Origin of the sequence: Pedobacter panaciterrae (assembly GCF_013204795.1) — a bacterium.
GTDB lineage: Bacteria > Bacteroidota > Bacteroidia > Sphingobacteriales > Sphingobacteriaceae > Pedobacter > Pedobacter panaciterrae.
The window spans coordinates 40,851-63,841 of the sequence record NZ_JABMKW010000018.1; the positions used below are offsets into that span (position 1 = coordinate 40,851).

The 22,991-nt window shown below is 39.7% G+C and carries 21 protein-coding genes; 14 read left to right on the forward strand and 7 right to left on the reverse strand.

Features of this window, described 5'->3' with window-relative positions:
* Positions 1-109 precede the first annotated feature (109 nt).
* The 3 genes from metH (at position 110) to HQN86_RS15875 (ending at position 5,284) form a co-directional block, all read left to right on the forward strand.
* On the forward strand, positions 110-3,769 hold the full coding sequence (metH, locus tag HQN86_RS15865; protein WP_172661915.1) for a methionine synthase: 3,660 nt from the start codon (positions 110-112) through the stop codon (positions 3,767-3,769).
* A 23-nt stretch (positions 3,770-3,792) separates the two neighbouring features.
* Positions 3,793-4,746 carry a methylenetetrahydrofolate reductase [NAD(P)H] gene (gene metF / locus HQN86_RS15870; RefSeq protein ID WP_172661916.1) on the forward strand — a complete coding sequence of 318 codons (954 nt, stop codon included), beginning with the start codon at positions 3,793-3,795 and terminating at the stop codon, positions 4,744-4,746.
* Between the two features lie 103 nt (positions 4,747-4,849).
* Entirely contained in the window at positions 4,850-5,284 is a 435-nt protein-coding gene (locus tag HQN86_RS15875; RefSeq protein ID WP_172661917.1) for an META domain-containing protein, read from the forward strand.
* Here the strand turns inward: HQN86_RS15875 and thrC are convergent.
* From thrC to thrA, 3 genes are read right to left on the reverse strand one after another with little or no spacing between them, the layout of a single operon-like run.
* On the reverse strand, positions 5,271-6,581 hold the full coding sequence (gene thrC / locus HQN86_RS15880) for a threonine synthase (RefSeq protein WP_172661918.1): 1,311 nt from the start codon (positions 6,579-6,581) through the stop codon (positions 5,271-5,273). The genes HQN86_RS15875 and thrC overlap by 14 nt on opposite strands.
* A gap of 12 nt (positions 6,582-6,593) precedes the next feature.
* Positions 6,594-7,529 carry a homoserine kinase gene (locus tag HQN86_RS15885; RefSeq protein ID WP_172661919.1) on the reverse strand — a complete coding sequence of 312 codons (936 nt, stop codon included), beginning with the start codon at positions 7,527-7,529 and terminating at the stop codon, positions 6,594-6,596.
* On the reverse strand, positions 7,526-9,973 hold the full coding sequence (gene thrA / locus HQN86_RS15890) for a bifunctional aspartate kinase/homoserine dehydrogenase I (RefSeq protein ID WP_172661920.1): 2,448 nt from the start codon (positions 9,971-9,973) through the stop codon (positions 7,526-7,528). The genes HQN86_RS15885 and thrA overlap by 4 nt, the downstream gene beginning before the upstream one ends.
* 259 nt (positions 9,974-10,232) lie before the next feature.
* Here thrA and rsgA point away from each other — a divergent pair, with 259 nt between their 5' ends.
* The 4 genes from rsgA to HQN86_RS15910 all read left to right on the forward strand — a co-directional run bounded on the left by rsgA (position 10,233) and on the right by HQN86_RS15910 (position 13,533).
* Positions 10,233-11,153 carry a ribosome small subunit-dependent GTPase A gene (rsgA, locus tag HQN86_RS15895; RefSeq protein ID WP_048903646.1) on the forward strand — a complete coding sequence of 307 codons (921 nt, stop codon included), beginning with the start codon at positions 10,233-10,235 and terminating at the stop codon, positions 11,151-11,153.
* 5 nt (positions 11,154-11,158) lie between these two features.
* Positions 11,159-11,611 carry a D-aminoacyl-tRNA deacylase gene (gene dtd, locus HQN86_RS15900; RefSeq protein WP_172661921.1) on the forward strand — a complete coding sequence of 151 codons (453 nt, stop codon included), beginning with the start codon at positions 11,159-11,161 and terminating at the stop codon, positions 11,609-11,611.
* A gap of 64 nt (positions 11,612-11,675) precedes the next feature.
* Positions 11,676-13,205 carry a glycosyltransferase family 39 protein gene (locus tag HQN86_RS15905; protein ID WP_172661922.1) on the forward strand — a complete coding sequence of 510 codons (1,530 nt, stop codon included), beginning with the start codon at positions 11,676-11,678 and terminating at the stop codon, positions 13,203-13,205.
* A 1-nt stretch (position 13,206) separates the two neighbouring features.
* Complete coding sequence (locus HQN86_RS15910; RefSeq protein ID WP_048903643.1) at positions 13,207-13,533, forward strand: nucleotide pyrophosphohydrolase; 327 nt, start codon at positions 13,207-13,209, stop codon at positions 13,531-13,533.
* A 52-nt stretch (positions 13,534-13,585) separates the two neighbouring features.
* Here the strand turns inward: HQN86_RS15910 and HQN86_RS15915 are convergent, their stop codons facing one another.
* Together HQN86_RS15915 and greA are read right to left on the reverse strand one after the other, a co-directional pair.
* On the reverse strand, positions 13,586-13,987 hold the full coding sequence (locus HQN86_RS15915) for an HIT family protein (protein ID WP_172661923.1): 402 nt from the start codon (positions 13,985-13,987) through the stop codon (positions 13,586-13,588).
* Between the two features lie 11 nt (positions 13,988-13,998).
* On the reverse strand, positions 13,999-14,472 hold the full coding sequence (greA, locus tag HQN86_RS15920; RefSeq protein ID WP_048903641.1) for a transcription elongation factor GreA: 474 nt from the start codon (positions 14,470-14,472) through the stop codon (positions 13,999-14,001).
* A 191-nt stretch (positions 14,473-14,663) separates the two neighbouring features.
* On the opposite strand from greA, the gene HQN86_RS15925 reads away from it, so the two are divergent.
* Positions 14,664-16,541: a M1 family metallopeptidase gene (locus tag HQN86_RS15925; RefSeq protein WP_172661924.1), complete on the forward strand. Its 1,878-nt coding sequence runs from the start codon at positions 14,664-14,666 to the stop codon at positions 16,539-16,541.
* On the opposite strand, the gene HQN86_RS15930 is transcribed toward HQN86_RS15925, so the two are convergent.
* Together HQN86_RS15930 and rsmA are read right to left on the reverse strand one after the other, a co-directional pair.
* Positions 16,536-17,462 carry a 2-hydroxyacid dehydrogenase gene (locus HQN86_RS15930; protein ID WP_172661925.1) on the reverse strand — a complete coding sequence of 309 codons (927 nt, stop codon included), beginning with the start codon at positions 17,460-17,462 and terminating at the stop codon, positions 16,536-16,538. The genes HQN86_RS15925 and HQN86_RS15930 overlap by 6 nt on opposite strands.
* A gap of 47 nt (positions 17,463-17,509) precedes the next feature.
* Positions 17,510-18,292, reverse strand: coding sequence for a 16S rRNA (adenine(1518)-N(6)/adenine(1519)-N(6))-dimethyltransferase RsmA (rsmA, locus tag HQN86_RS15935; RefSeq protein ID WP_172661926.1), 783 nt, complete (start codon positions 18,290-18,292; stop codon positions 17,510-17,512).
* A 101-nt stretch (positions 18,293-18,393) separates the two neighbouring features.
* Here rsmA and pdxA point away from each other — a divergent pair, with 101 nt between their 5' ends.
* The 6 genes from pdxA (at position 18,394) to accB (ending at position 22,964) form a co-directional block, all read left to right on the forward strand.
* Complete coding sequence (gene pdxA, locus HQN86_RS15940) at positions 18,394-19,473, forward strand: 4-hydroxythreonine-4-phosphate dehydrogenase PdxA (RefSeq protein WP_172661927.1); 1,080 nt, start codon at positions 18,394-18,396, stop codon at positions 19,471-19,473.
* 76 nt (positions 19,474-19,549) lie between these two features.
* Positions 19,550-20,086, forward strand: a complete 537-nt coding sequence (locus tag HQN86_RS15945; protein ID WP_172661928.1) for a YceD family protein — start codon at positions 19,550-19,552, stop codon at positions 20,084-20,086.
* A gap of 18 nt (positions 20,087-20,104) precedes the next feature.
* Positions 20,105-20,296 carry a 50S ribosomal protein L32 gene (rpmF, locus tag HQN86_RS15950; protein WP_048903635.1) on the forward strand — a complete coding sequence of 64 codons (192 nt, stop codon included), beginning with the start codon at positions 20,105-20,107 and terminating at the stop codon, positions 20,294-20,296.
* A gap of 98 nt (positions 20,297-20,394) precedes the next feature.
* A complete protein-coding gene (gene plsX / locus HQN86_RS15955) occupies positions 20,395-21,336 on the forward strand; it encodes a phosphate acyltransferase PlsX (protein WP_048903634.1) in 942 nt (313 codons plus the stop codon).
* A 9-nt stretch (positions 21,337-21,345) separates the two neighbouring features.
* Positions 21,346-22,335 carry a beta-ketoacyl-ACP synthase III gene (locus tag HQN86_RS15960; protein ID WP_172661929.1) on the forward strand — a complete coding sequence of 330 codons (990 nt, stop codon included), beginning with the start codon at positions 21,346-21,348 and terminating at the stop codon, positions 22,333-22,335.
* A 152-nt stretch (positions 22,336-22,487) separates the two neighbouring features.
* Positions 22,488-22,964 carry an acetyl-CoA carboxylase biotin carboxyl carrier protein gene (accB, locus tag HQN86_RS15965; protein ID WP_172661930.1) on the forward strand — a complete coding sequence of 159 codons (477 nt, stop codon included), beginning with the start codon at positions 22,488-22,490 and terminating at the stop codon, positions 22,962-22,964.
* Positions 22,965-22,991 lie beyond the last annotated feature (27 nt).

Here is a 22,991-nt window from a genome sequence, read left to right on the forward strand (position 1 = left end):
CACCTAAACCGGACTTTTCGAATAAGCTTTGTATGTAATGAGTTCGGCACTTGTTTAGGCACAGCCTCTATCAACTTTAGCTTATTACCTACTCATATTACTATTAAAAATGGACATTAGAGCAGAGTTAGAAAAACGTATCCTGATCATTGATGGTGCGATGGGCACTATGATACAACGTTACGTCCTTTCTGAAGAAGATTTCAGGGGCGAGCGGTTCAAAGATCACCCGTGTGATGTAAAAGGTAATAACGACTTACTAAACATTACCCGTCCAGATATCATTAAGGCAATTCATACCGAATATTTAAAGGCCGGTACAGATATCATTGAGACCAATACCTTTAGTACCCAACGTATTTCACTGGCCGATTACCAGATGGAAGAGCTTGATTATGAGATGAGCTTTGAAGGGGCTAAAATAGCCAAAGAGGCAGTTAATGAATTTATGGCGGCTAATCCCGACAGAAAATGTTTTGTTGCCGGTGCCGTAGGCCCGACTAACAGAACACTATCTATTTCTCCGGATGTAAACGATCCAGGGTTCAGGGCACTCACTTTCGATGAATTAGTTGATGCTTATTACGAACAAATACGCGGACTGGTTGATGGCGGTTCAGACCTGCTTTTAATTGAAACCATTTTTGACACCTTAAATGCCAAGGCCGCCATATTTGCCATCAAAAAATATGAGAATGTAATTGGCCGTAAAATAGAGATCATGATCTCCGGAACCATTACTGATGCTTCCGGCAGAACTTTATCAGGCCAAACTGCCGAGGCTTTCTTAAATTCCGTAATACACGCCAATCCATTAAGTATAGGCTTCAACTGCGCCTTGGGGGCAAAAGACATGAGGCCGCACATAGAAGAACTTTCGGCTAAGGCAGGCTGCTATGTTTCTGCCTATCCTAATGCGGGTTTGCCAAATGAATTTGGTGCTTACGATGAAATGCCTCATGAAACTGCTCATCTGGTAGAAGATTTTATTCAGCACGGTTTTGTAAATATTGTAGGTGGTTGTTGCGGAACTACACCTGAGCATATCGGCTGCATAGCCGAAAAAGCAAAAAATGTAGCACCGCGTAAAATACCTCAGATAGAACCTTATCTGCGTTTAAGCGGATTGGAACCGGTTACCATAACTCCAGAGAGTATTTTTGTAAACATTGGTGAGCGTACAAACATTACCGGTTCTCCAAAATTCTCTAAGCTCATTTTAGGTGGAGATTTTGAAGCGGCACTTGCCGTTGCCCGTCAGCAGGTTGAGGGTGGTGCACAGGTTATCGATGTGAATATGGATGAGGGGATGATTGATTCGGAAGCCTCTATGACCAAATTCCTTAACCTGATTGCGTCTGAACCTGATATTTCCAAGTTGCCTATCATGGTCGATTCGTCTAAATGGACGGTTATAGAAGCCGGGTTAAAATGCTTGCAGGGAAAAGGAATTGTAAACTCCATCTCTCTTAAAGAAGGCGAAGACAAATTCCGTGAAAGTGCGCGCAAAATCATGACCTACGGTGCTGCCATAGTAGTAATGGCATTTGATGAGCAGGGACAGGCCGATAATTTTGAAAGAAGAAAAGAGATCTGTAAAAGATCATATGATATTTTAGTTGATGAAATTGGCTTTCCGCCTCAGGACATCATCTTTGACCCGAACATCCTTACCGTTGCAACCGGATTAGAAGAACATAACAACTATGCGGTAGATTTTATAAATGCCACCCGCTGGATCAAAGAAAACCTGCCCCATGCAAAAGTAAGTGGTGGTGTTTCGAACATCTCCTTCTCGTTTAGAGGTAATAATACCGTTAGGGAAGCGATGCACTCTGCATTCTTATACCACGCCATCAAAGCTGGTTTAGATATGGGGATTGTAAATGCCGGGATGCTAGAGGTTTATCAGGAAATTCCGCCAGAGCTTTTAGTACTTGTAGAGGATGTATTGTTAAACCGAAGAGACGACGCTACAGAGCGGTTGGTTGAATTTGCAGACACCATCAAATCTAAAGGAAAAGAGATTGTCAGGGATGAGGAATGGCGTAAAACCAGTGTAGAAGAAAGACTTTCTCATTCGTTAGTTAAGGGAATCATAGAATACCTTGATGCTGATGTTGAAGAAGCACGTCAGAAATACGCGAGACCCATTCAGGTAATTGAAGGCCCATTAATGGACGGGATGAACATTGTGGGTGACCTTTTTGGGGCCGGTAAAATGTTCCTGCCGCAGGTTGTAAAATCTGCTCGTGTAATGAAAAAGGCCGTGGCTTATCTGTTGCCATTTATTGAGCAGGAAAAGCTGGATAACCCGGATCAGGATCAGAATTCATCGGCCGGAAGGGTATTAATGGCTACTGTAAAAGGTGATGTTCATGATATCGGAAAGAACATTGTAGGTGTAGTTTTAGCTTGTAATAACTTCGAAATTGTGGATATGGGCGTAATGGTTCCTGCACAGGAAATCATTAAAAAAGCCAAAGAAATAAATGCTGATATTATTGGCTTAAGTGGTTTAATTACCCCTTCGCTTGATGAAATGGTACACTTCGCCAAAGAAATGGAGCGCGAAGGCTTTACCATTCCGTTAATTATTGGTGGTGCTACTACCTCCAGGATTCATGCTGCGGTTAAGGTTGCGCCTAACTACTCGGGGCCAGCCATCCATGTGCTTGATGCTTCGAGAAGTGTAACGGTTTGCAGTACTTTAATGAACAAAGATACCCGCGATGAGTACATCCAGGGTATTCGCGAGGAATATGATAAAGCACGTGAGGCGCACTTAAATAAGCGCTCTGATAAACGTTTTAAAACAATTGAAGAAGCCAGAAAGGATAACTTTAAGATAGATACCGCATTGGTTGCTCCTGCTCCTTCTTTTACAGGAACCAGGGTATTTGAAAATTACCCTCTTGAAGAGCTTGTGCCTTATATAGACTGGACTCCTTTTTTCCAAACCTGGGAACTGCGTGGTAGTTACCCGCGTATCCTTGAGGATAAAGTTGTTGGTGATGAGGCTAAAAAACTTTTTAATGACGCCAAAGCATTGTTAAAAAAGATTGTTGACGAGAAATTACTTACTGCAAAAGCGGTAATAGGTTTCTGGCCTGCATATGCAAAAGGCGATGATATTGTGCTTGATGTGGAAGGTAAAGAGGTGGTGATCCATACTTTACGTCAACAAGCTGAAAAAGTTGCCGGACAACCATATTATGCGCTCTCGGATTTTATTGCACAACAGGAAACTGGTGTGCCTGATTATTTTGGCGGTTTCGCACTTACTACAGGTATTGGTTGTGATGAAATGGTAGCTGAATTTGAGGCTAACTATGACGACTACAACAGTATTATGGCTAAGGCATTGGCCGATAGGCTTGCTGAGGCTTTTGCTGAGAAAATGCATGAGCTTGTCCGTAAGGATTACTGGGGTTATGCAAAGGATGAAAATCTGGACAATGAGGCACTGATTAAAGAGGAATACGCAGGTATTCGTCCGGCACCGGGTTACCCTGCTTGTCCGGAGCATACCGAAAAAGGCACTTTGTTCGAATTGCTCGATGCCGAGAACAGAATTGGCTTACATTTAACTGAAAGCTATGCGATGCACCCTACCGCAGCGGTAAGCGGTTTCTACTTTGCCCATCCGCAATCAAGATATTTTGGACTTGGTAAAATAACCAAAGACCAGATTGATGATTATGCAATCAGAAAAGACATGCCTGTAGAAGAAGTAGAAAGATGGCTAAGTCCTAATCTTGGCTATTAAATTAACCAAACAAACTGACCAAAATGAAAATTGTAGATCATATTAATAATGCCAAGGGTAAAACCTTGTTCTCTTTTGAATTATTACCGCCAGTTAAAGGCAAAAGCATAGACGAAATTTATAAAGCGATAGATCCGTTAATGGAGTTTAACCCTCCTTTTATAGATGTGACCTATCACCGTGAAGATTATATTTATAAACAACACAGTAACGGCCTGTTAGAAAAAGTTTCTTATCGCAAAAGACCCGGTACAGTAGCCATTTGTGCTGCTATTATGAACAGGTACAAAGTAGATGCAGTACCTCACCTGATTTGCGGCGGTTTTACGAAAGAAGAAACCGAGAATGCTTTAATAGACCTTCAGTTTCTGGGTATCGACAATGTGTTGGTACTAAGAGGAGATGCGCGCCATGCGGATTCTTCTTTTATTCCTACCCCGGGTGGACATGCCTTTGCAACCGATTTGCTGCAACAGGTAACTGACATGAACAGCGGAAGGTACCTGCACGAAGATCATTCTGCATTTAAAACAGATTTTTGCATCGGTGTTGCCGGTTATCCGGAAAAACATTTCGAAGCGCCTAATTTGAAGACTGACTTTAAGTATCTGAAACAAAAAGTGGATATGGGTGCAGAGTTCATTGTAACGCAAATGTTTTTTGACAACACCAAATACGTGAATTTTGTGCAGCAATGCAGAGAGAATGGGATCAATGTGCCCATCATTCCGGGCTTAAAGCCGATTACTTCATCTAAGCAGTTAATCAGTTTACCAAAGGTATTTCACATTGATCTTCCGGAGGAACTAACTGAAGCAGTTCAGGCGTGTAAGGATGAGAAGCAAGTGAAAGAGGTGGGCATAGAATGGATGATACAACAATGTAAAGAGCTAGTCCAGGTTGGTGCACCTGTATTGCATTTCTATACAATGAGTAATCCTGAGCCAACCAAAAAGATTGCTCAGGCAATATTTTAAGAAAAAATACAATCAAAACGATCGGTATCCTGAATTTTTCAGGATACCGATCGTTTTTAAAATAGTCTTTGTACCTTTAGGCTAACAAACTAATTTTACCGCTATGAAAAAACTGATGCTACTTATACTTGTCATTGCAAGTGCCTTTACAGCCTGTACTACTATAAAGTCTGGAACAATAGGAAATGGTGGGCTATCTCAATTGAGCGGAACCTGGGAACTTAACTATATTTCGGGTCCAAGAATAGCATTTAATGGCTTGTACCCGGGTAAAAAACCTACGATCACATTCGAAGTGGCAGATAAAAAATTCAGTGGCAATACCAGCTGCAATTCTTACTCAGGAGCACTTGTTGCCGATGATACTTCCATCAACTTTACAGCGCCTTTTGCAATGACAAGAATGGCTTGTCCGGGCGAAGGAGAATCTACATTTGTACAAATGTTAAAGAAAGTAGGTAGTTATTCAGTAACCAGCGATACCACCCTTAACTTTATGATGGGCGATATCGCTATTATGCGTTTTAGTAAAAAGTAGTTAAATACTTTTTAAACGACTCGTAATCTGTATTCATCTTTTGTGCTTTTTTTGGCTTGGCCAAAAGATCTTTTACCTGATCCGGGAACTCAATATTTGCTTTGATTGTTTCCGGGAAAACATCAGGGAATTTACAGGCATGCGCTGTAGAAAGGAAAATGCCGGTATAATTATCGTCAGGATGTTCTGCTCTATATTTTTGTAATGCAAGCCATGCTATTGCAGTATGCGGACAGGTGATATAATTGAACTGTTCATATATTGCATTTATTCCGCTTAATGTTTCCTCATCGGTAAAGCGATAGCTTTGCAAAATCTGTTGTAATGCTTCCTTGTCGTTTTTAAACAGGTCCATTATCCTTACCCAATTACTTGGTGCACCTACATCCATTGCATTAGAATAGGTTTGTACAGATGGCTTGGTTTCGTAGACACCTGTTTCTAAGAATCTCGGAACAGTATCATTTACATTGGTTGCTGCTATAAATTGCTTTATCGGCAATCCCATTTTATAAGCCAAAAGGCCTGCTGCAATGTTACCAAAGTTTCCACTTGGAACAGAAAATACTACTTCCTCCTTACCTTGTCTCTTTAACTGGGCATAAGCATTGAAATAGTAAAATGTTTGCGGGATTAGTCTGGAAATATTGATAGAATTTGCCGAGGTCAACCTTAACCTTGCATTTAACTCTTCATCTGCAAAAGCTTGTTTAACCAGGGCCTGGCAATCGTCAAAAGTTCCATCAATCTCTACTGCATGGATATTCTGCCCGTTTGTACAAAGCTGCAGCTCCTGAATTTCGCTTACTTTTCCTTTAGGATAAAGGATAGTTACCCTGGTATGGGGAACACCTAAAAAGCCTAAGGCCACAGCCCCGCCGGTATCGCCAGATGTAGCAACAAGCACATCCAGGGTTTTCTCATTATCCTTTAAGAAATAAGCCATAATGCGGCTCATAAATCTGGCGCCAAAATCTTTGAAAGCCAGTGATGGGCCGTGGAATAATTCCAGTACTGCAGTGTTTTCGTCAAGTGACACTACCGGAGCTTCAAAATTGATAGCATCATCAATAATGGCTTGAAGATCTTCTAAAGGTATAGCATCTTTAAGTAATACCGCAGCTACTTTAAAGGCAATTTGGGATAAAGTGAACTGATCTATATGATCAATAAATTCTTTATCCAATTCCGGAATGTGAACCGGCATATATAAGCCTTTATCCAAAGGCATACTGTTAAAAACAGCAGTGGCAAAATCTACTTTTAAACTTTGGTTGTTGGTACTGTATAGTTTCATTTTGTTTGGTTATTAATCCAATATAATAGGGCCTCTTTTATTTACTTCCGAAACAAAAGACAAGCTATTTATCGAAATGTTCTTTAAATGCTGCTTTAACTTTTCAGTGATTTTGTTTGCTGTATCTGCATCCTTTGTAAGTGCAAATACCGATGGCCCTGATCCCGAAATACCAAAACCTACAGCACCTGCCTTCATTGCAATAGTACGCAGTTTGTAAAAATCAGGAATTAGTATGGAACGTGTTGGTTCAACCAGTATATCTGTCATACTTCTTCCGATCAAATCATAATCCTTCATAAACAATCCACTGACCAAGCCGGCCACATTTCCCCATTGGGTTACTGCATCCTTTAACAAAACTTTAGAACGGATCATCTGGCGGGCATCTTTAGTTGGCACATCAACTTCCGGGTACACTATTGCAGCGTGCATCTCTTCAGGAAAAGGCAGACTAATGATGTCCAATGGCTGATAACTTCTGATCAACACAAAACCCCCCATTAAGGCAGGCGCAACATTATCAGCATGACCATATCCGCAAGCCAGCTCCTCGCCTTTCATGGCAAAAGGAACAAGTTCTTTGTTGGTTAGTAAATTACCCATCAATGTGTTTATAGCAAACAAACCGGCTACAGTACTTGCAGAGCTTGAACCAAGTCCGCTGCCTATCGGCATCTTTTTGTGCAGTTCAATTTCTACACCCAGATCAGGTTTACCAATATGGTTTAAGTAATGTTGAACACTGGCACTTACTGTATTTTTTGTTGGGTTTAATGGCAACTTCCCATCATCACCTGTAATTTTTGAAATAGTAATACCCTTACCATCGGTAAGACTCATAATTACCTCATCACCTGGTTGGTTTACGGCAAAACCTAAAACATCATATCCACACACCACATTGGCAACAGTAGCTGGAGCGAAAACTTTTATAGACTTTTTCATCGTTTACCTACGTTTATGATGTCAGCAAATACGCCCGCAGCAGTTACTTCTGCTCCAGCACCAGGTCCTTTTACAACCAAAGGCCTGTCTTTATAACGATTAGTAGTAAACGAAATAATGTTATCACTACCAGAAAGGGTATAGAATGGGTGATTCTCATCTACCATTTGCAGGTTAATGGAAACCTTACCACCTTCTAGCTTACCAATATATCTTAATACTTTATTGTTTTGAGTCGCCTGTTTTTTCAGGTTCTCGAAGTAAGCTGAATTATTTTTTAACTCTTTATAAAAGTCGGCCACACTTTCTGCAGCCATACACGATGGAGGTAACATATTTTCTAGTTCTATATCTTTTTCTTCTAATGCATATCCGGCATCACGGGCCAGAATAAGCATTTTACGCATAAAGTCTTTCCCATTAAGGTCATCTCTCGGGTCAGGTTCGGTATACCCTTTTTCCTGTGCTTCTTTTACTACTTCATGAAAAAGAACTCCGTCTTTGTAGTTGTTAAAGATGTAAGAGATAGTACCCGAAAGGATGGCTTCGATACAAGCTACCTTGTCGCCACTTAGCATCAGGTCTTTAAGTGTACGGATAATTGGCAAACCTGCCCCTACATTGGTTTCGTAGAAAAAGTCGACTCCATAAGTCCTTGCTGCTTGTTTAAAGGCTGCATACTGCTCGTAATCTGCAGAGTTTCCTATTTTATTGCAGGTAACTACAGAGATGCTCGATTGTAATATATCCAGATAAAACTCAACCGGATTATGGCTTGCAGTATTGTCAACAAACACACAGTTCGGAAGGTTCATCGCTTTCATTCGTCTGATGAAATCAGGTAAGCTTGCTTTTGTGTCCTGATTGTTTAAGTCTTCTTCCCAGGTATTAAGGTCTATTCCTCTTGGGTCAAGATACATTTTACGGGTATTACTAACCCCCATAACTTTTACTTGCAAATCGTTATTATCGGCAAGGAAAGGCATTTGATCCTGAAGTTGTTTAAACAGGGTTTTACCTATGTTGCCGGTACCCAGACAGAACACATGTAAAGTCTTTTTAAGATCTGCATAAAATGCATCATGAATGGCATTTACTGCCTTAGACAAGTCGGTTTTCGAGATAATTACCGAGATGTTATATTCTGAAGAGCCTTGTGCAATGGCCCTTACATTTACACCATTACGGCCAAGGGCGCTAAACAATTTACCAGACATACCTGGTGTGCGCTTCATGTTCTCACCAACTATGGCTACAACTGATAGTCCGTTTTCTACTTCAGGATATTCAAGCTTTCTGGCTTGAAGTTCGAGTTCAAACTCTTTATTGATTAACGACAAGGCCTTTAAAGAATCGGCTGGTTTTACCGCAAAGGTGATGCTATGCTCGGATGACGACTGAGTGATCAGCACAACGTTAACCTGTTCACGTGAAAGCATAGAGAACAACCTGCCACTAAAGCCTGCTTTGCCTACCATGCCGCTTCCTGAAAGGTTTAAAACGCTGATCTCATCAATTGAGGAGATTCCCTTTATCGGAAGGTTTGAAGGGCTTATGCCGTGCTTAATGTATGTTCCGGCAAAGTCAGTATTAAAGGTGTTTTTGATTACAATTGGAATCTTCTTTAAAAAAGCAGGGATCATGGTTGGGGGATAGATCACCTTGGCACCAAAATAAGAGAGCTCCATTGCTTCAGTATAACTCAGTTCAGGTAATGAAAAAGCTTTTTTAACGATGCGCGGATCCGCTGTTAACATCCCGTCAACATCAGTCCAGATCTGTATTTCTGATGCGTTTAAGGCTGCACCCCATATTGCGGCGGTATAATCGCTGCCGCCACGACCAAGAGTGGTTACACGCCCATCATCATTGCTTGATATGAAACCGGTAACAAACAAAAGCTTGTCTTGGTTGGCTTCGTAAAAATCGTTGATAAGCATCTCGGTCATGTAAGTATTTACCTTAGCCTGGCCAAAATTACTGTCTGTTTTGATCAGTTCTGCCCCATCAACATAAACAGCATTAGAAAATTGTTGTTTGGCGATGTGGCTGATCATTACTGTAGAACAGCGTTCGCCATAACTAAGAATCAAATCTTTGGTTTGCGCACTAAGTTCACGAAGATTATATACGGATTGTAAAATATCTTCCAGTTCGTTAAAATAAATTTTAAGTTTAGTAAGCACTGGATTTTGTGCCCCGGCAGGTAACAAAGCTCTGATTACCTTGAAGTGTTTCTCCTCAACAAGTTTTAATGCGTCGCCGTAGTCTCTTAGGTTCCGGGCATTTTCTGCCATGTCAAGTAATGCGTTGGTAACACCGCCCATGGCTGATAAAACTACTATAGGGTTCTCATCTCCCTGCAGTGGTTTAAGTATCTCTATCAAAGCGCTTATGCTTTCGACAGAACCGACCGATGTGCCTCCAAATTTTAAAATATTCATAGTTGTTGGTTAAAAAAAAAGCGCCTTCCTGGTTTAGAGGAAGGCGCTTTTCGTGGTTTTTTATTTTTTCAGTTACACCATTAGCTTACCTTCCTCCGAGTAATCCCGGTGGTGGTTGTAGTGGTTGTAATTGTTGAGTTCATATACATTGTATTTTTTACACTTAGTGTGCTGCGGTGTAAAGTAAAGTTATATTTTTCTAATTAGCAAATGATTATAAAAATATTTTATATCAGGTTTCTTACCTTTACACCTTTATATGCGAGGATTAGTAATTAAATCAACAGGAAGCTGGTATCAGGTACATGCAGAAAATGGCATCAATTATGACTGCCGGATTAAGGGCAAGTTTAGAATTCAGGGTATTCAGACCACAAATCCTATTGCCGTTGGTGATCAGGTAGAGTTTGAACTTGAGCCAAATTCCGACAATGGGGTGATTCATAAACTGCACGACCGGAAAAACTACATTATCCGTAAATCCATCAATTTATCAAAACAGGCTCAAATTATTGCGGCCAACATGGATCAGGCTTTTCTGGTAGTTACCCTTGCCTCTCCCCGCACGTCTTTAGGTTTTATAGATCGCTTTTTGGCAACGGCCGAAGCCTATTCCATTCCTGCGGTTCTGATTTTCAATAAACTTGACCTCTTTAATGAAGATGGCCTGGCTATTTTAGCTGAATATGCAGCTATTTACGAAAACATAGGTTATCCATGCTATACCGTATCTGCTATAGAAGGCACCAATATCCCTCAGATAGAAAGTTTACTTAAAGACAAAACGACTTTGTTTTCTGGCCACTCAGGTGTAGGAAAATCAAGTCTAATTAATGCATTACTACCCGGAAGAAGCATTAAGACTGGTGAAATATCGGAAGCCAGCGACAAAGGCCAGCACACTACAACTTTTGCAGAGATGCATACTTTACCTTTCGGAGGCTATCTTATAGATACTCCGGGCATCAGAGAACTGGGCATATTTGACATCAGGCCTGAAGAACTTGGTCATTATTTCAGAGAGATGAGGGACTTGATGAATGAATGTAAATTCAATAATTGCCGACATGTGAATGAACCAGGATGTGCTGTGATAAGAGCGGTAGAAAATGGTGAAATAGAGCTAAGCAGGTACGAAAGCTATCTTAGTATTTATAACGGCAACGAAACACGGGCCTAAGCGGTATGAGAGCGGTCATCCAAAGAGTTACTGAAGCCAACTGTAAGGTAGACGGCAAAATAACAGGTGCCATTACCGATGGTTTTCTGGTATTGCTAGGTATTGAAGATGCCGACACACATGAAGACCTGGATTGGCTGGCTCAAAAAATAGTGAACATGCGGGTTTTTGGAGATGAAAACGGGCTAATGAACAAAGGTCTCGCAGATATTGATGGAAACATTTTACTGATTAGTCAGTTTACATTGTTTGCCTCTACTAAAAAAGGCAATAGGCCCGGATTTACCAGGGCAGCAAGACCTGACAAGGCCATTCCCCTATATGAATCCATGATTAAGCAATTGTCTTCATTGCTCAATAAAGAAGTCCAAACCGGAATATTCGGGGCAGACATGAAGATCAGCCTTGTAAACGATGGTCCGGTTACCATCAGTATCGACACAAAAAACAAAGAATAACAGCTTTGCTGAATTTTGGGTAAATTTATTTTCATCATAAATTAATCTTACCTAAATTACTGGTATGCCACTCCAAAAAACCAACACTGAAACCATTGTTTTAGTATCCTTTGTTGTATTGAAGCTTTTTTTACACTGTTTCCTGATTAATCCGGTATACGAATTACATCGTGATGAGTTTTTACACCTCGATCAGGCAAACCATCTGGCATGGGGCTTTCAATCTGTTCCTCCTGTTACCTCCATTTTTGCATGGATTATAAAAATGCTTGGCGGCGGTACTTTTATAATACGTCTGATTACCGCGTGTTTTGGCGCAGGTACATTAATGTATTCCTGGTTTATTGTAAAAGCGCTAAAAGGTGATCTGTTTGCCAAGATATTATGTATGGTGGCATTGTTTGCATGTGCCATTGCGCGTTTGGATATGTTATTTCAGCCCAATGCTTTTGATATTTTATGCTGGACAGCCACTTACTATTACTTTATAAAATACATCTCTACAAATGCGCCAAGGTTTATTTACTATGCAATACTTGCCATTGCAATTGGTTTTTTAAACAAATACAGTATTGCTTTTTTGGTTGTTGGTTTAGGGCTTGGGTTTTCCATATCCGCGCAGCGGCATATATTTGCTGTAAAACACTTATACTTCGCCATTGCCATTGGCCTACTGCTGGTTTTACCAAATCTGTTATGGCAATATCAAAATCATTTCCCTGTGGTTAAACATATGAAGGAGCTTGCAGCAACCCAGTTGGATAAAATTAACCGAATAGACTTCCTAAAAGAGCAGTTGCTTTATTACATCGGCGATCTGTGGATTTTATTTGCTGCAGCAATTGCCTTTTTTGTTTATAAACCATTTAAAAATTTAAGATGGATTGGCTTAAGCTACCTGATTACCATTGGCTTGTTTACCTGGTTTAGGGCAAAAGGGTATTATGCTGCCGGGCTTTATCCTGTTTTACTAGCCTGCGGATCTGTTTATCTCGCCGCTTTACTTAAAACTGGATGGCAAAGATATCTTAAGGCTATTCCTTTAATTACTGCTGTAGCAATGTTTTTTCTTATCCTGCCTTATGCCTATCCAATACTAACCCCGAGGGAAATTACCCTTAAAAAGGAGAAATTTGAAACACTAGGTGTTATGAGATGGGAAGACGGGAAAAACCATCATCTCCCTCAGGATTTTGCTGACATGCTTGGCTGGAAAGAATTGGCAACAATTGTAGATGAGGTCTATAAAAGGATCCCGCAAAAGGAAAACCTGATTATTCTTTGTGATAATTATGGAGAAGCCGGAGCTATAAATCATTATTCTACTTTTAAAAACATCAATGCTGTTTCTTTCAGTGCAGACTACATTACCTGGGTTAATCTGGACAAACAAATTAAAAATGTTATCCTTGTTACGAGTATAGACGATGATGATCCCGATCGGAAAGTGGAAAAACCTATATTTGAACGGGTATCGAAAATCAATTCCGTTAAAAATAAAATGGCCCGTGAATACGGGACATCCGTTTATTTACTGGAGAACGCTAAAATTGACATCAATGCCCGGTTAAGAGCGGAAATGAAAGAAGACTAAAATGACAATAGAAGAAGCACAGAAAACTGTAGACCAATGGATTAATACCACAGGCATCAGGTATTTTAATGAATTAACGAATACCGCCATTTTAATGGAAGAGGTGGGTGAGGTAGCCAGAATCATGTCTAGAAAGTATGGCGAGCAATCTTTTAAGAAAAGCGACGAAGCAGTTGATCTGGGTGATGAAATGGCTGATGTGCTTTTTGTATTGATATGTTTGGCCAATCAGACCGGCATTGATTTGACCACTGCCCTGGAGAAGAACCTGGTTAAAAAGAATATTCGCGATGCGGAAAGGCATAAAAACAACGAGAAGTTAAAATAAAAAAAGGCAGCGTTTTTAGACGCTGCCTTTCAGGTATTTCAAAATAATGTCTTTAATCGAGGGTTAGTGCTGCTTTAATTTTAGCTGCCGCTTCTGCCAATTCCTCGTCTGTAGGTTTTAGCTTTTCTTTACTAAAATTCATGTCGTTTACGGCATTCATTGGAATCAGGTGAATATGCACATGTGGTACTTCAAGTCCGATTACTGCCACGCCTACTTTTTTACAGGGAAAAGCTTCCTTTAACCCCTGGGCTACAATTTTTGCGAACAAGGTCAGTCCAAAATAACTTTCGTCATCCATATCAAAGATGTAATCAATTTCCTTTTTTGGAATAACCAGTACATGCCCCATTACTAACGGACTCACGTCTAAAAAGGCAAGGAATTCACTGGTTTCTGCAACTATATGTGCCGGAATATCGCCATTAACAATTTTTGAAAATATGCTTGACATGATTTTGGGTTTTATCTCGTGATTTCCAATATTTCGAATTCAATTTTACCGGCCGGTACTTGAATTTCAGTTTTATCGCCAACTGACTTACCCAATAAACCCTGGGCAATAGGAGATTTTACAGAAATCTTTCCTGTTTTTAAATCTGCCTCCGACTCCGCTACCAATTGATAGCTCATTGTAGCGCCATTTTTAACATTTTTGATCTTTACGATTGATAATGCCAGTACTTTAGAAGTATCCAGTTTCGATTCATCAATTAGCCTTGCTGTTGAAAGTGTTGTTTCAAGCTTAGCTATCTTGGCTTCATGTAAACCTTGGGCTTCTTTTGCTGCATCATATTCCGCGTTCTCAGAAAGGTCACCTTTATCTCTTGCTTCTGCTATTGCTTTAGATATTAACTGCCTTCCGGTAGTTTTTAAATAGTGCACCTCTTCTTTTAGTCTCTCTAAACCATCTTGGGTATAATATGTTACCTCTGTCATAGCTCGTTTATTTTGTTAGTTACTCTAAAAAACAAACAAGACTACATGGGATTCTAAACCTACATAGTCTTGCTTCAATTAAAACGAAGATAATGGGGTAATACCACAAAAACAAATTATTGATCTAAAATGATGCAGTTATGAACAAAATAAGGCTATTTTTATATTTCCATTAAGTTAACAGTTATAGAATGAATACTTTAAAAACCCTATTTCTATTCTTAATCACTTCATTTACAGTTAGTGCACAAGAATTATACACACCCAGAAATATAAAAAATGCATATGATAATGGAACACGTTCATACGATGGGAAACCAGGTAAAAATTACTGGCAAAATCGGGGAAAGTATGACATTCAGGTATCGGTTGACGAAAAAAACAAGATTGTAACTGGAAAAGAAACTATTGTTTACACAAATAATAGCCCTGATACATTAAAATCAGCCGCAATAAGATTCGTAAACAATATCCACAAACCAGAATCTCCAAGATCTGGTTATGTTGGTGCTGATTTCCTAAGCTCCGGCTTAAAAATCTCCTCATTTAGGGTAAATGGCCAGGCCTACCAAGTGAACAGTACCAATTGGGGTACGGTTGCAAGTGTTGCACTTAAGAGCCCCCTCCCTTCTGGCCAATCGGCAACCTTTGTGATCGAATGGAACTATCCCTTGTCAAAGCAGAGTGGTCGCGAGGGACAAATCGACAACACTTCTCTTTTTGTGGCCTACGCTTACCCCAGAATATCTGTATATGATGATTACAATGGATGGGATATGATTCCGCATAGCGACAGAACAGAGTTTTATAACGATTTTAACGACTATAAACTTGCTGTTAAAGCGCCAAAAAATTATGTTGTCTGGGCAACAGGTGATCTGTTAAACCCTGATGAAGTTTTGGAAGCTGAATATGCGTCGAGACTTAGAAAGTCTTACACTTCTGACGAGGTGATCCATATTGCTACAGCCGCTGAAATGAAAAAAGGCGGAGTAACAAAACCAAAAGACGACAACATCTGGAAGTTTGAAGCCAACAATATAAGCGATGTTACTTTTTCATTAAGCAGTAGCTATTTATGGGATGCAGGAAGTATTGTAGTTGATAAGAAAACCAATAGAAGGGTTAGTGTTCAGGCGGCTTATAATGAAGCTGCAAATGATTTTTCTCATGCAGTTGAATGGGGCAAGCTTGCACTGGATTGGTTCTCTAACAACTGGCCCGGGGTGCCCTACCCTTTCTCCAAAATGACCGCTTTTCAGGGATTTGCTGACATGGAATATCCAATGATGGTGAATGACTCCAGCACGCCAGATCTGGAGTTTTCTCAATTCGTACTTAATCATGAAATTGCTCATACATATTTCCCTTTTTACATGGGCACCAATGAAACACGCTATGCATTTATGGATGAAGGTTGGGCCACCACACTAGAATATTTGATAGGGCAACAGCAATTAGGCAAAGAAAAAGCCGCAGAAAATTATAAGAAGTTCAGGGTACAACGTTGGATATCTGACCCTTCAACGGAGCAAGATCAGCCAATTATCTCTATGTCAACCCAGGTATCAGATGCCGGATACGGCAATAATGCATACGGTAAACCTTCATTGGCATATCTGGCTTTAAAAGATTTACTTGGCGACGAAGTATTTGGAAAGGCACTGCATACCTACATGGATCGCTGGAATGGTAAGCACCCCATTCCATGGGATTTCTTTTATTCCTTTAATGACGCCACAAAACAAAATTTAAACTGGTTTTGGAACAATTGGTTTTTTAGTAGCAGCTACATAGACCTTGCTATTGAAAAGGTAATTGTAAAGGGGAACAATTATACGATTTCAGTAAAAAATGCCGGAGGATTTGCAATTCCTTTTGACCTGAAGGTTATTTATAACGACGGCAAGGAACAGCTGATTCACCGAACTCCGGAAACATGGAAAAACAACCGTAAAGAGACATTTTTTGAAATCAGGGCAGATGCCCCCGTACGATCGATCACCTTAGATGGCGGTATTTTTATGGATGCCAAACCAGCTGATAATATTTGGCTAAAGAAATTATAAGTTGCGTAACTTCTCTGCCAGAATTTCTGAAATCTTGCGATAAGAGTCGAAGGTCCAGCCCCCAACATGTGGTGTTAATATCACCTTGTCGGATTTAGCCAGCTCCTGGTACCAGTTCTGAGTTCCCAAAGCAGGAAATTTCTCTACCTCTAGTACGTCGAGCCCTGCGCCGAGTATTTTATTTGCAGCTATTGCATTTAAGACTGCCTTTGTATTTACTACCTCGCCCCTTGCGGTATTGATAAAAAATATTGGCTTGCGGAAGTGAAACAGATACTCCTCATCTACCATTTGCCTGGTTTCAGATGTAAGCGGAATATGTAGGCTCAGCACATCGCTTTGCTTTACAATCTCTTCCATGCTTACTTCTTTAGCGTAAGCATCGGTAAAGCCTGTTTTATATTTATCATATGCAATAACGTTAACTTCAAAACCTGCTAATTTTTTCGCAAAGCTTTTACCCATAAAGCCATAGCCTATTATCCCTACGGTTTTACCTTTAAGCTCAAATCCACGACTACCCTCTCTGTCCCAAACACCATTTCGTACTTCAATGTCTGCCCTGCGGAAGTTATTCATAAGTGCAAGCAGCAAACCTGTAGCATGCTCTCCAACAGCATCCATGTTTCCTTCGGGAGCATTTAGCAGCTCAATATTTTTTTCCTTGGCAAACGCTTCATCTATGTTATCTAATCCCGCTCCTGCCCTTGCAACAAATTTTAACTTAACGCCCGCGCTTAAAAGTTCTTTATCAATCAAAAATTTTGTTCGAACAGCTATTCCTTCATACTCAGCAATTACAGCAAGCGTTTCGGCTCTTGTAATTAACGGTTGATCGTTTACTTCGTATCCCAGTGCAATGGCACTTTCTTTAAATGCCGGATGCAGATCGTCTACTATTAATATTTTCCCTTTGGTCATTATTAGAATTCTATTTATGCAAAAATACAGGGTTTAGTGATTTGATTTTACTGAGATAGCTGTGCTAAATGCTGTGTTAGCGCTATAAAATCTGCAACGCTTAATTGCTCCGCACGTTTATCAAAAAAGGCATGGTCATCCATTTTATCTTTAGGTACCACCCCGGATAGCGCATTACGCAATGTTTTTCTTCTTTGATTGAAACCCGCTTTTACGGTACGCCAGAAAAGCTTTTCATCACACGGCAGTGTTTCTACATTATTCCGGCTGAGCCTGATCACACCTGAATTTACTTTTGGTGGGGGATTAAATGTACCGGGCTTAACAGAAAACAGGTATTCAATATCGTAATAAGCCTGGATCAACACACTTAAAATGCCGTAGTCTTTAGTCCCTGCCTTAGATGCACAGCGTTCTGCAACTTCTTTCTGAAACATACCAACCATTTCCACAACATGTGTTCTGTTTTCGAGAATCTTGAACAGGATTTGAGAAGAAATATTATAAGGAAAGTTTCCGATGATCGCATACTTGTCAGGAAAAATCTCAGAAAGATTTAATGCCAGGAAATCACCATTTATTAGTCTATCGCCAAGCTGAGGATATTTTTCCTGCAGAAAACGATACGATTCCACATCTATATCAATTAAAAAAGTTTCAAGGTCTGTCCGTTCCAGTAAAATATCTGATAAGATTCCCATGCCCGGGCCTACCTCAAGTACTTGTTTGTATTTATCGGTATGAATAAGGCCGTTTACTATTTTTGCCGCAATGTTTTTATCCGTTAAAAAATGTTGCCCTAAATGCTTTTTTGCCTTTACCAAACTCATATCCTGATCTATTAAAAGGTGCAAAATAAGTAAACTTTTACTAGTATCGGACTAACATTCAGGTGAAATTCTGTAATTTGCGCTAAATTTTCTATTTAGATATGAGCAATAAAATTAAAATCGGTATAAGTATAGGTGACGTAAACGGCATAGGATTAGAGGTTATCCTTAAAACCTTATCTGAAAACCGCATCCTGGACTATTGTACGCCAATTGTTTATGGCCATACTAAAGTTGCTTCTTATCACCGTAAGGCATTAGGCATGAATGATCTTGTTTTTAATGTGATCAATAACGCTGATGCAGCTAATCCTAAAAAAGCAAACCTGATCAATTGCTGGGAAGAAGATGTTAAAATAGACTTAGGAGTTTCTAACGAAATTGGCGGCAAATATGCCCTTTTATCGTTAGAGAAAGCCACAGACGACCTCATTAATGGCAATATTGATGCATTGGTAACTGCTCCTATTAATAAACACAATATCCAATCTGATACTTTTAATTTCCCTGGACATACAGAGTACTTGCAACAACGCAGCGGTAGTGATGATGTGCTGATGTTTTTAATAAGCGAGGACATTCGTGTAGGTGTGGTAACCGGACATATTCCAATTACAGAGGTATCTGCAAGTATTACTAAAGACAAAATTGTAAAGAAACTGGTAATGATGAATGAAAGTCTTAAGAAAGACTTTTGGATAGAAAAACCAAAAATTGCAGTTCTGGGTCTTAATCCTCACGCTGGCGACAATGGTTTATTAGGAAAAGAAGAGGCCGATATTATTACACCTGCTATTCAGGAAGCTTTCGACAAAGGAGTAATTTGCTTTGGCCCTTACCCTGCCGACGGCTTTTTTGGTAATGGTGGGTATAAGCAATTCGACGCTGTACTGGCCATGTACCATGACCAGGGCCTTATCCCTTTTAAAACAATTGCTTTTAGCACAGGTGTTAATTATAGTGCTGGATTGAAGATTGTACGCACTTCGCCAGACCACGGTACAGGATACGATATAGCAGGAAAGAATGTTGCAGATCCGACTTCGTTTATAGAAGCCGTTTTTGCCGCTACTCACATTGTGAAAAACCGCAGAGAACAAGAAGAATTATTAAAAAATCAACTGCGCAGTGGTGGAAAAATTATTGAAACTGCGGCAGACATGAAGGATGACGCAAATTAAGAGTATTTTATTTTTCAATAACATTTTAGAAATGTCAAATTAATTCTTACATTTGCGGGCTAAAATTTTGTTACAATTGAAACCATTAAAACAATTTTCAATCCCATTTACCGGCTTAAAAATTGGCAAACATCAGTTTGATTTTGAGATTGATAACAGCTTTTTTGATGCTTTTGAATACTCTTTAGTAAAAAAAGGTGATTTAAAAGCTAGCGTTGAATTAGACAAACAAGAAACAATGCTGATTTTGCAGTTCCATATTGAAGGAACTATAATTTTAGATTGCGACAAATGTTTAGCCGAGTTTGGAGCACCAATAAGCGTACAGGAAAGGCAGATTGTAAAATTTGCTGAAGATGAGTTAGAGAGTGATGATCTGGAGATCATTGTTCTTAGTAAAAAAGAAAGTGAGATCGATGTATCAGAACTTATTTATGAATTCATCACAGTATCTGTACCATATATAAAAATATGCGAGCAAAATGGCGAAGGCCAGCAATGCGACCAGGAAATGATAGCAAGACTGGAAAGTCTTTCTATCGGATCACAAAAAGAAGAAGAAGAACAACAAGATGATGACCCACGTTGGGCAGCATTAAAAAAATTAAAATAATAATTAAATAAATCAGCAATGGCACATCCAAAACGCAAGATTTCTAAAAGTAGAAGAGATAAAAGAAGAACCCACTATAAAGCAGAAGCTCCTTCTTTAGCTACTTGTCAAACAACAGGTGCAATCCACACACCTCACCGCGCTTACAACGTTGATGGTAACTTGTACTACAACGGTAAATTGGTTATTGAAAACACCTCAATAGGTTAATTTTCTGAAAAATAGTTTGTGTTTTAAGTCTTTGAAAGTTTAACTTAGAGACTGGAAACAAGGGTGATTTTACCTTATACACAAACTGATTTTTTACTATGAAAATAGGTCTCGATATAATGGGCGGAGACTATGCTCCTAAAGCAAATGTTTTAGGAGCAATAGCAGCCCATCCATTGTTATCTCCAGATGAGCAGATAGTGCTTATTGGAGATACGAAGCAGATTAAACCTTTACTCTCCGAAAACGGATTTGATCCGGATCTCTTTGAATATGTTCATACCGAGGAGGTAATAGGTATGGGTGAACATCCCACTAAGGCTATCGTTCAGAAGCCTAATTCCAGTATTTCTATAGGTTTCAATTTACTTAAAGAAGGTAAACTTGATTCATTTGCAAGCGCCGGTAATTCGGGAGCCATGCTTGTTGGTGCCGTTTTTAGTGTAAAAACTATTCCCGGAATCATAAGACCATGTCTTTCTACTTTTTTACCAAAGCTTAGCGGTGGCGTAGGTTTAATGGTGGATGTAGGCGCCAATGCAGATTGTAAGCCTGATACTTTATTACAATTTGGTGTTCTTGGAAGCTTGTACGCAGAAAATGTAATGGGTATAAGCAATCCTAAAGTAGCCTTGATGAATATTGGTGAGGAAGATGAAAAAGGAAATATGCTGAGTTTGGCAACATTCCCTTTAATGAAAGATACCAACCTGTTTAACTTTATAGGTAATGTAGAAGGCCGGGATTTATTTAATGATAAGGCCGATGTAATTGTTTGTGATGGCTTTACTGGAAATGTAATGCTTAAACTTGCAGAATCATTCTATGTACTAACATTAAAAAGAGGTTTAAAGGATGAATTCTTTGACCGCTTTAATTACGAGAACTACGGCGGAAGCCCGGTTCTTGGTGTAAATGCTCCGGTTGTTATAGGACATGGAATTTCTAGTCCTACGGCAGTAAAAAATATGATATTACAGTCCAGAGACATGATTACTACAGGCTTGGTAGGCAAGATACAAGCCGCTTTTAATAATTAATATCAAGAAATGAGTAAAATTCATGCTGCGATTACGGCTGTTAATGGCTACGTTCCCGAATACGTGCTTACAAACAAAGAGCTAGAATCGATTGTAGACACTACGGATGAATGGATCACGTCCAGAACAGGCATAAAAGAGCGCAGAATACTAAAAGGTGAAGGTTTAGGCACTTCAGATATGGCAGTTCATGCTGTTAATGGCTTACTTAAAAAACGTGGAATCACTGCTGAAGAGATCGAACTGATCATCTTCTGTACGACTACACCTGATTTACCTTTCCCTGCGTCTGCTAATATACTGGCAGACAAAATTGGAGCAAAAAATGCATGGGGTTACGACCTTCAGGCAGCTTGCTCTGGTTTCATTTATGGTGTTTCAACCGGAGCTCAGTTTATTGAATCGGGTAAACACAAAAAGGTTTTAGTAGTTGGAGGCGATAAGATGTCGTCCATCATTAACTACCAGGACCGTACTACCTGCATTATTTTTGGCGATGGTTGTGGCGCCGTACTTTTAGAACCAAACGAAGAAGGATTCGGAGTAATGGACTCTATCCTTAGGAGCGATGGTTCAGGCAGACAATTTTTGCACCAGAAAGCTGGTGGTTCTGCAAGACCGGCATCCCATGAAACAGTTGATAACCATGAACATGCCGTTTATCAGGAGGGGCAGGCTGTTTTCAAATTTGCCGTAACCAATATGGCGGATGTTGCAGCTGAAATTATGGATCGCAATAATCTTACTTCTGAAGATGTAACCTGGTTAGTACCTCATCAGGCCAATAAACGAATTATTGATGCCACAGCTTCAAGAATGGGAGTTGGTTCTGAAAAGGTGATGATCAACATTCAGCGCTATGGTAATACTACTAACGGCACCATCCCCCTATGTTTATGGGAATGGGAAAGTCAGTTGAAGAAAGGCGACAACATTATACTTGCAGCCTTTGGCGGTGGTTTTACATGGGGTTCGGTTTACTTAAAATGGGCGTATTAAATTTTTAATCAGAATACAACTTAAAGACTTTTAAGTCGTTATGAGATGCATTTATAGATTTTTTGAATGCAAACTCATGATGATTTTATCATAATTAATCATAACTTAGTTAATTCTAAAAACACATTGTTTTCTTAAAATAACACCAAAAAATGGATATCAAACAAATTCAGGAACTTATTAAATTTGTTTCTCGTTCGGGCGTAAATGAAGTCGCTATTGAGCAAAAAGACTTCAAGATAACTATTAAAACAAATCAGACCCCAACAGTTGTTCATGCTACTGTTCCAGCTCCTGTTGTTACGTCTGCAATCCCTGCAGCCGCAGCGCCACAACCGGTGTCAGCTACAGAAACTAAAGCAGCTCCTGCAGCTGAGGACACTTCAAAATACATTACCATTAAATCTCCAATGATAGGAACATTTTATCGCTCAGCGGGTCCTGATAAGCCACTATTTGTAAACGTTGGTGACGAGGTTTCTACTGGTAAAGTAATCTGCATTATTGAAGCAATGAAATTGTTCAATGAAATAGAAAGTGAAGTTTCTGGAAGAATCGTAAAAGTACTTGTTGATAATGCATCACCAGTAGAATATGATCAGCCATTGTTTTTAGTAGAACCAATTTAATCCGTCAGGCTGAATTTCGGTATCTCC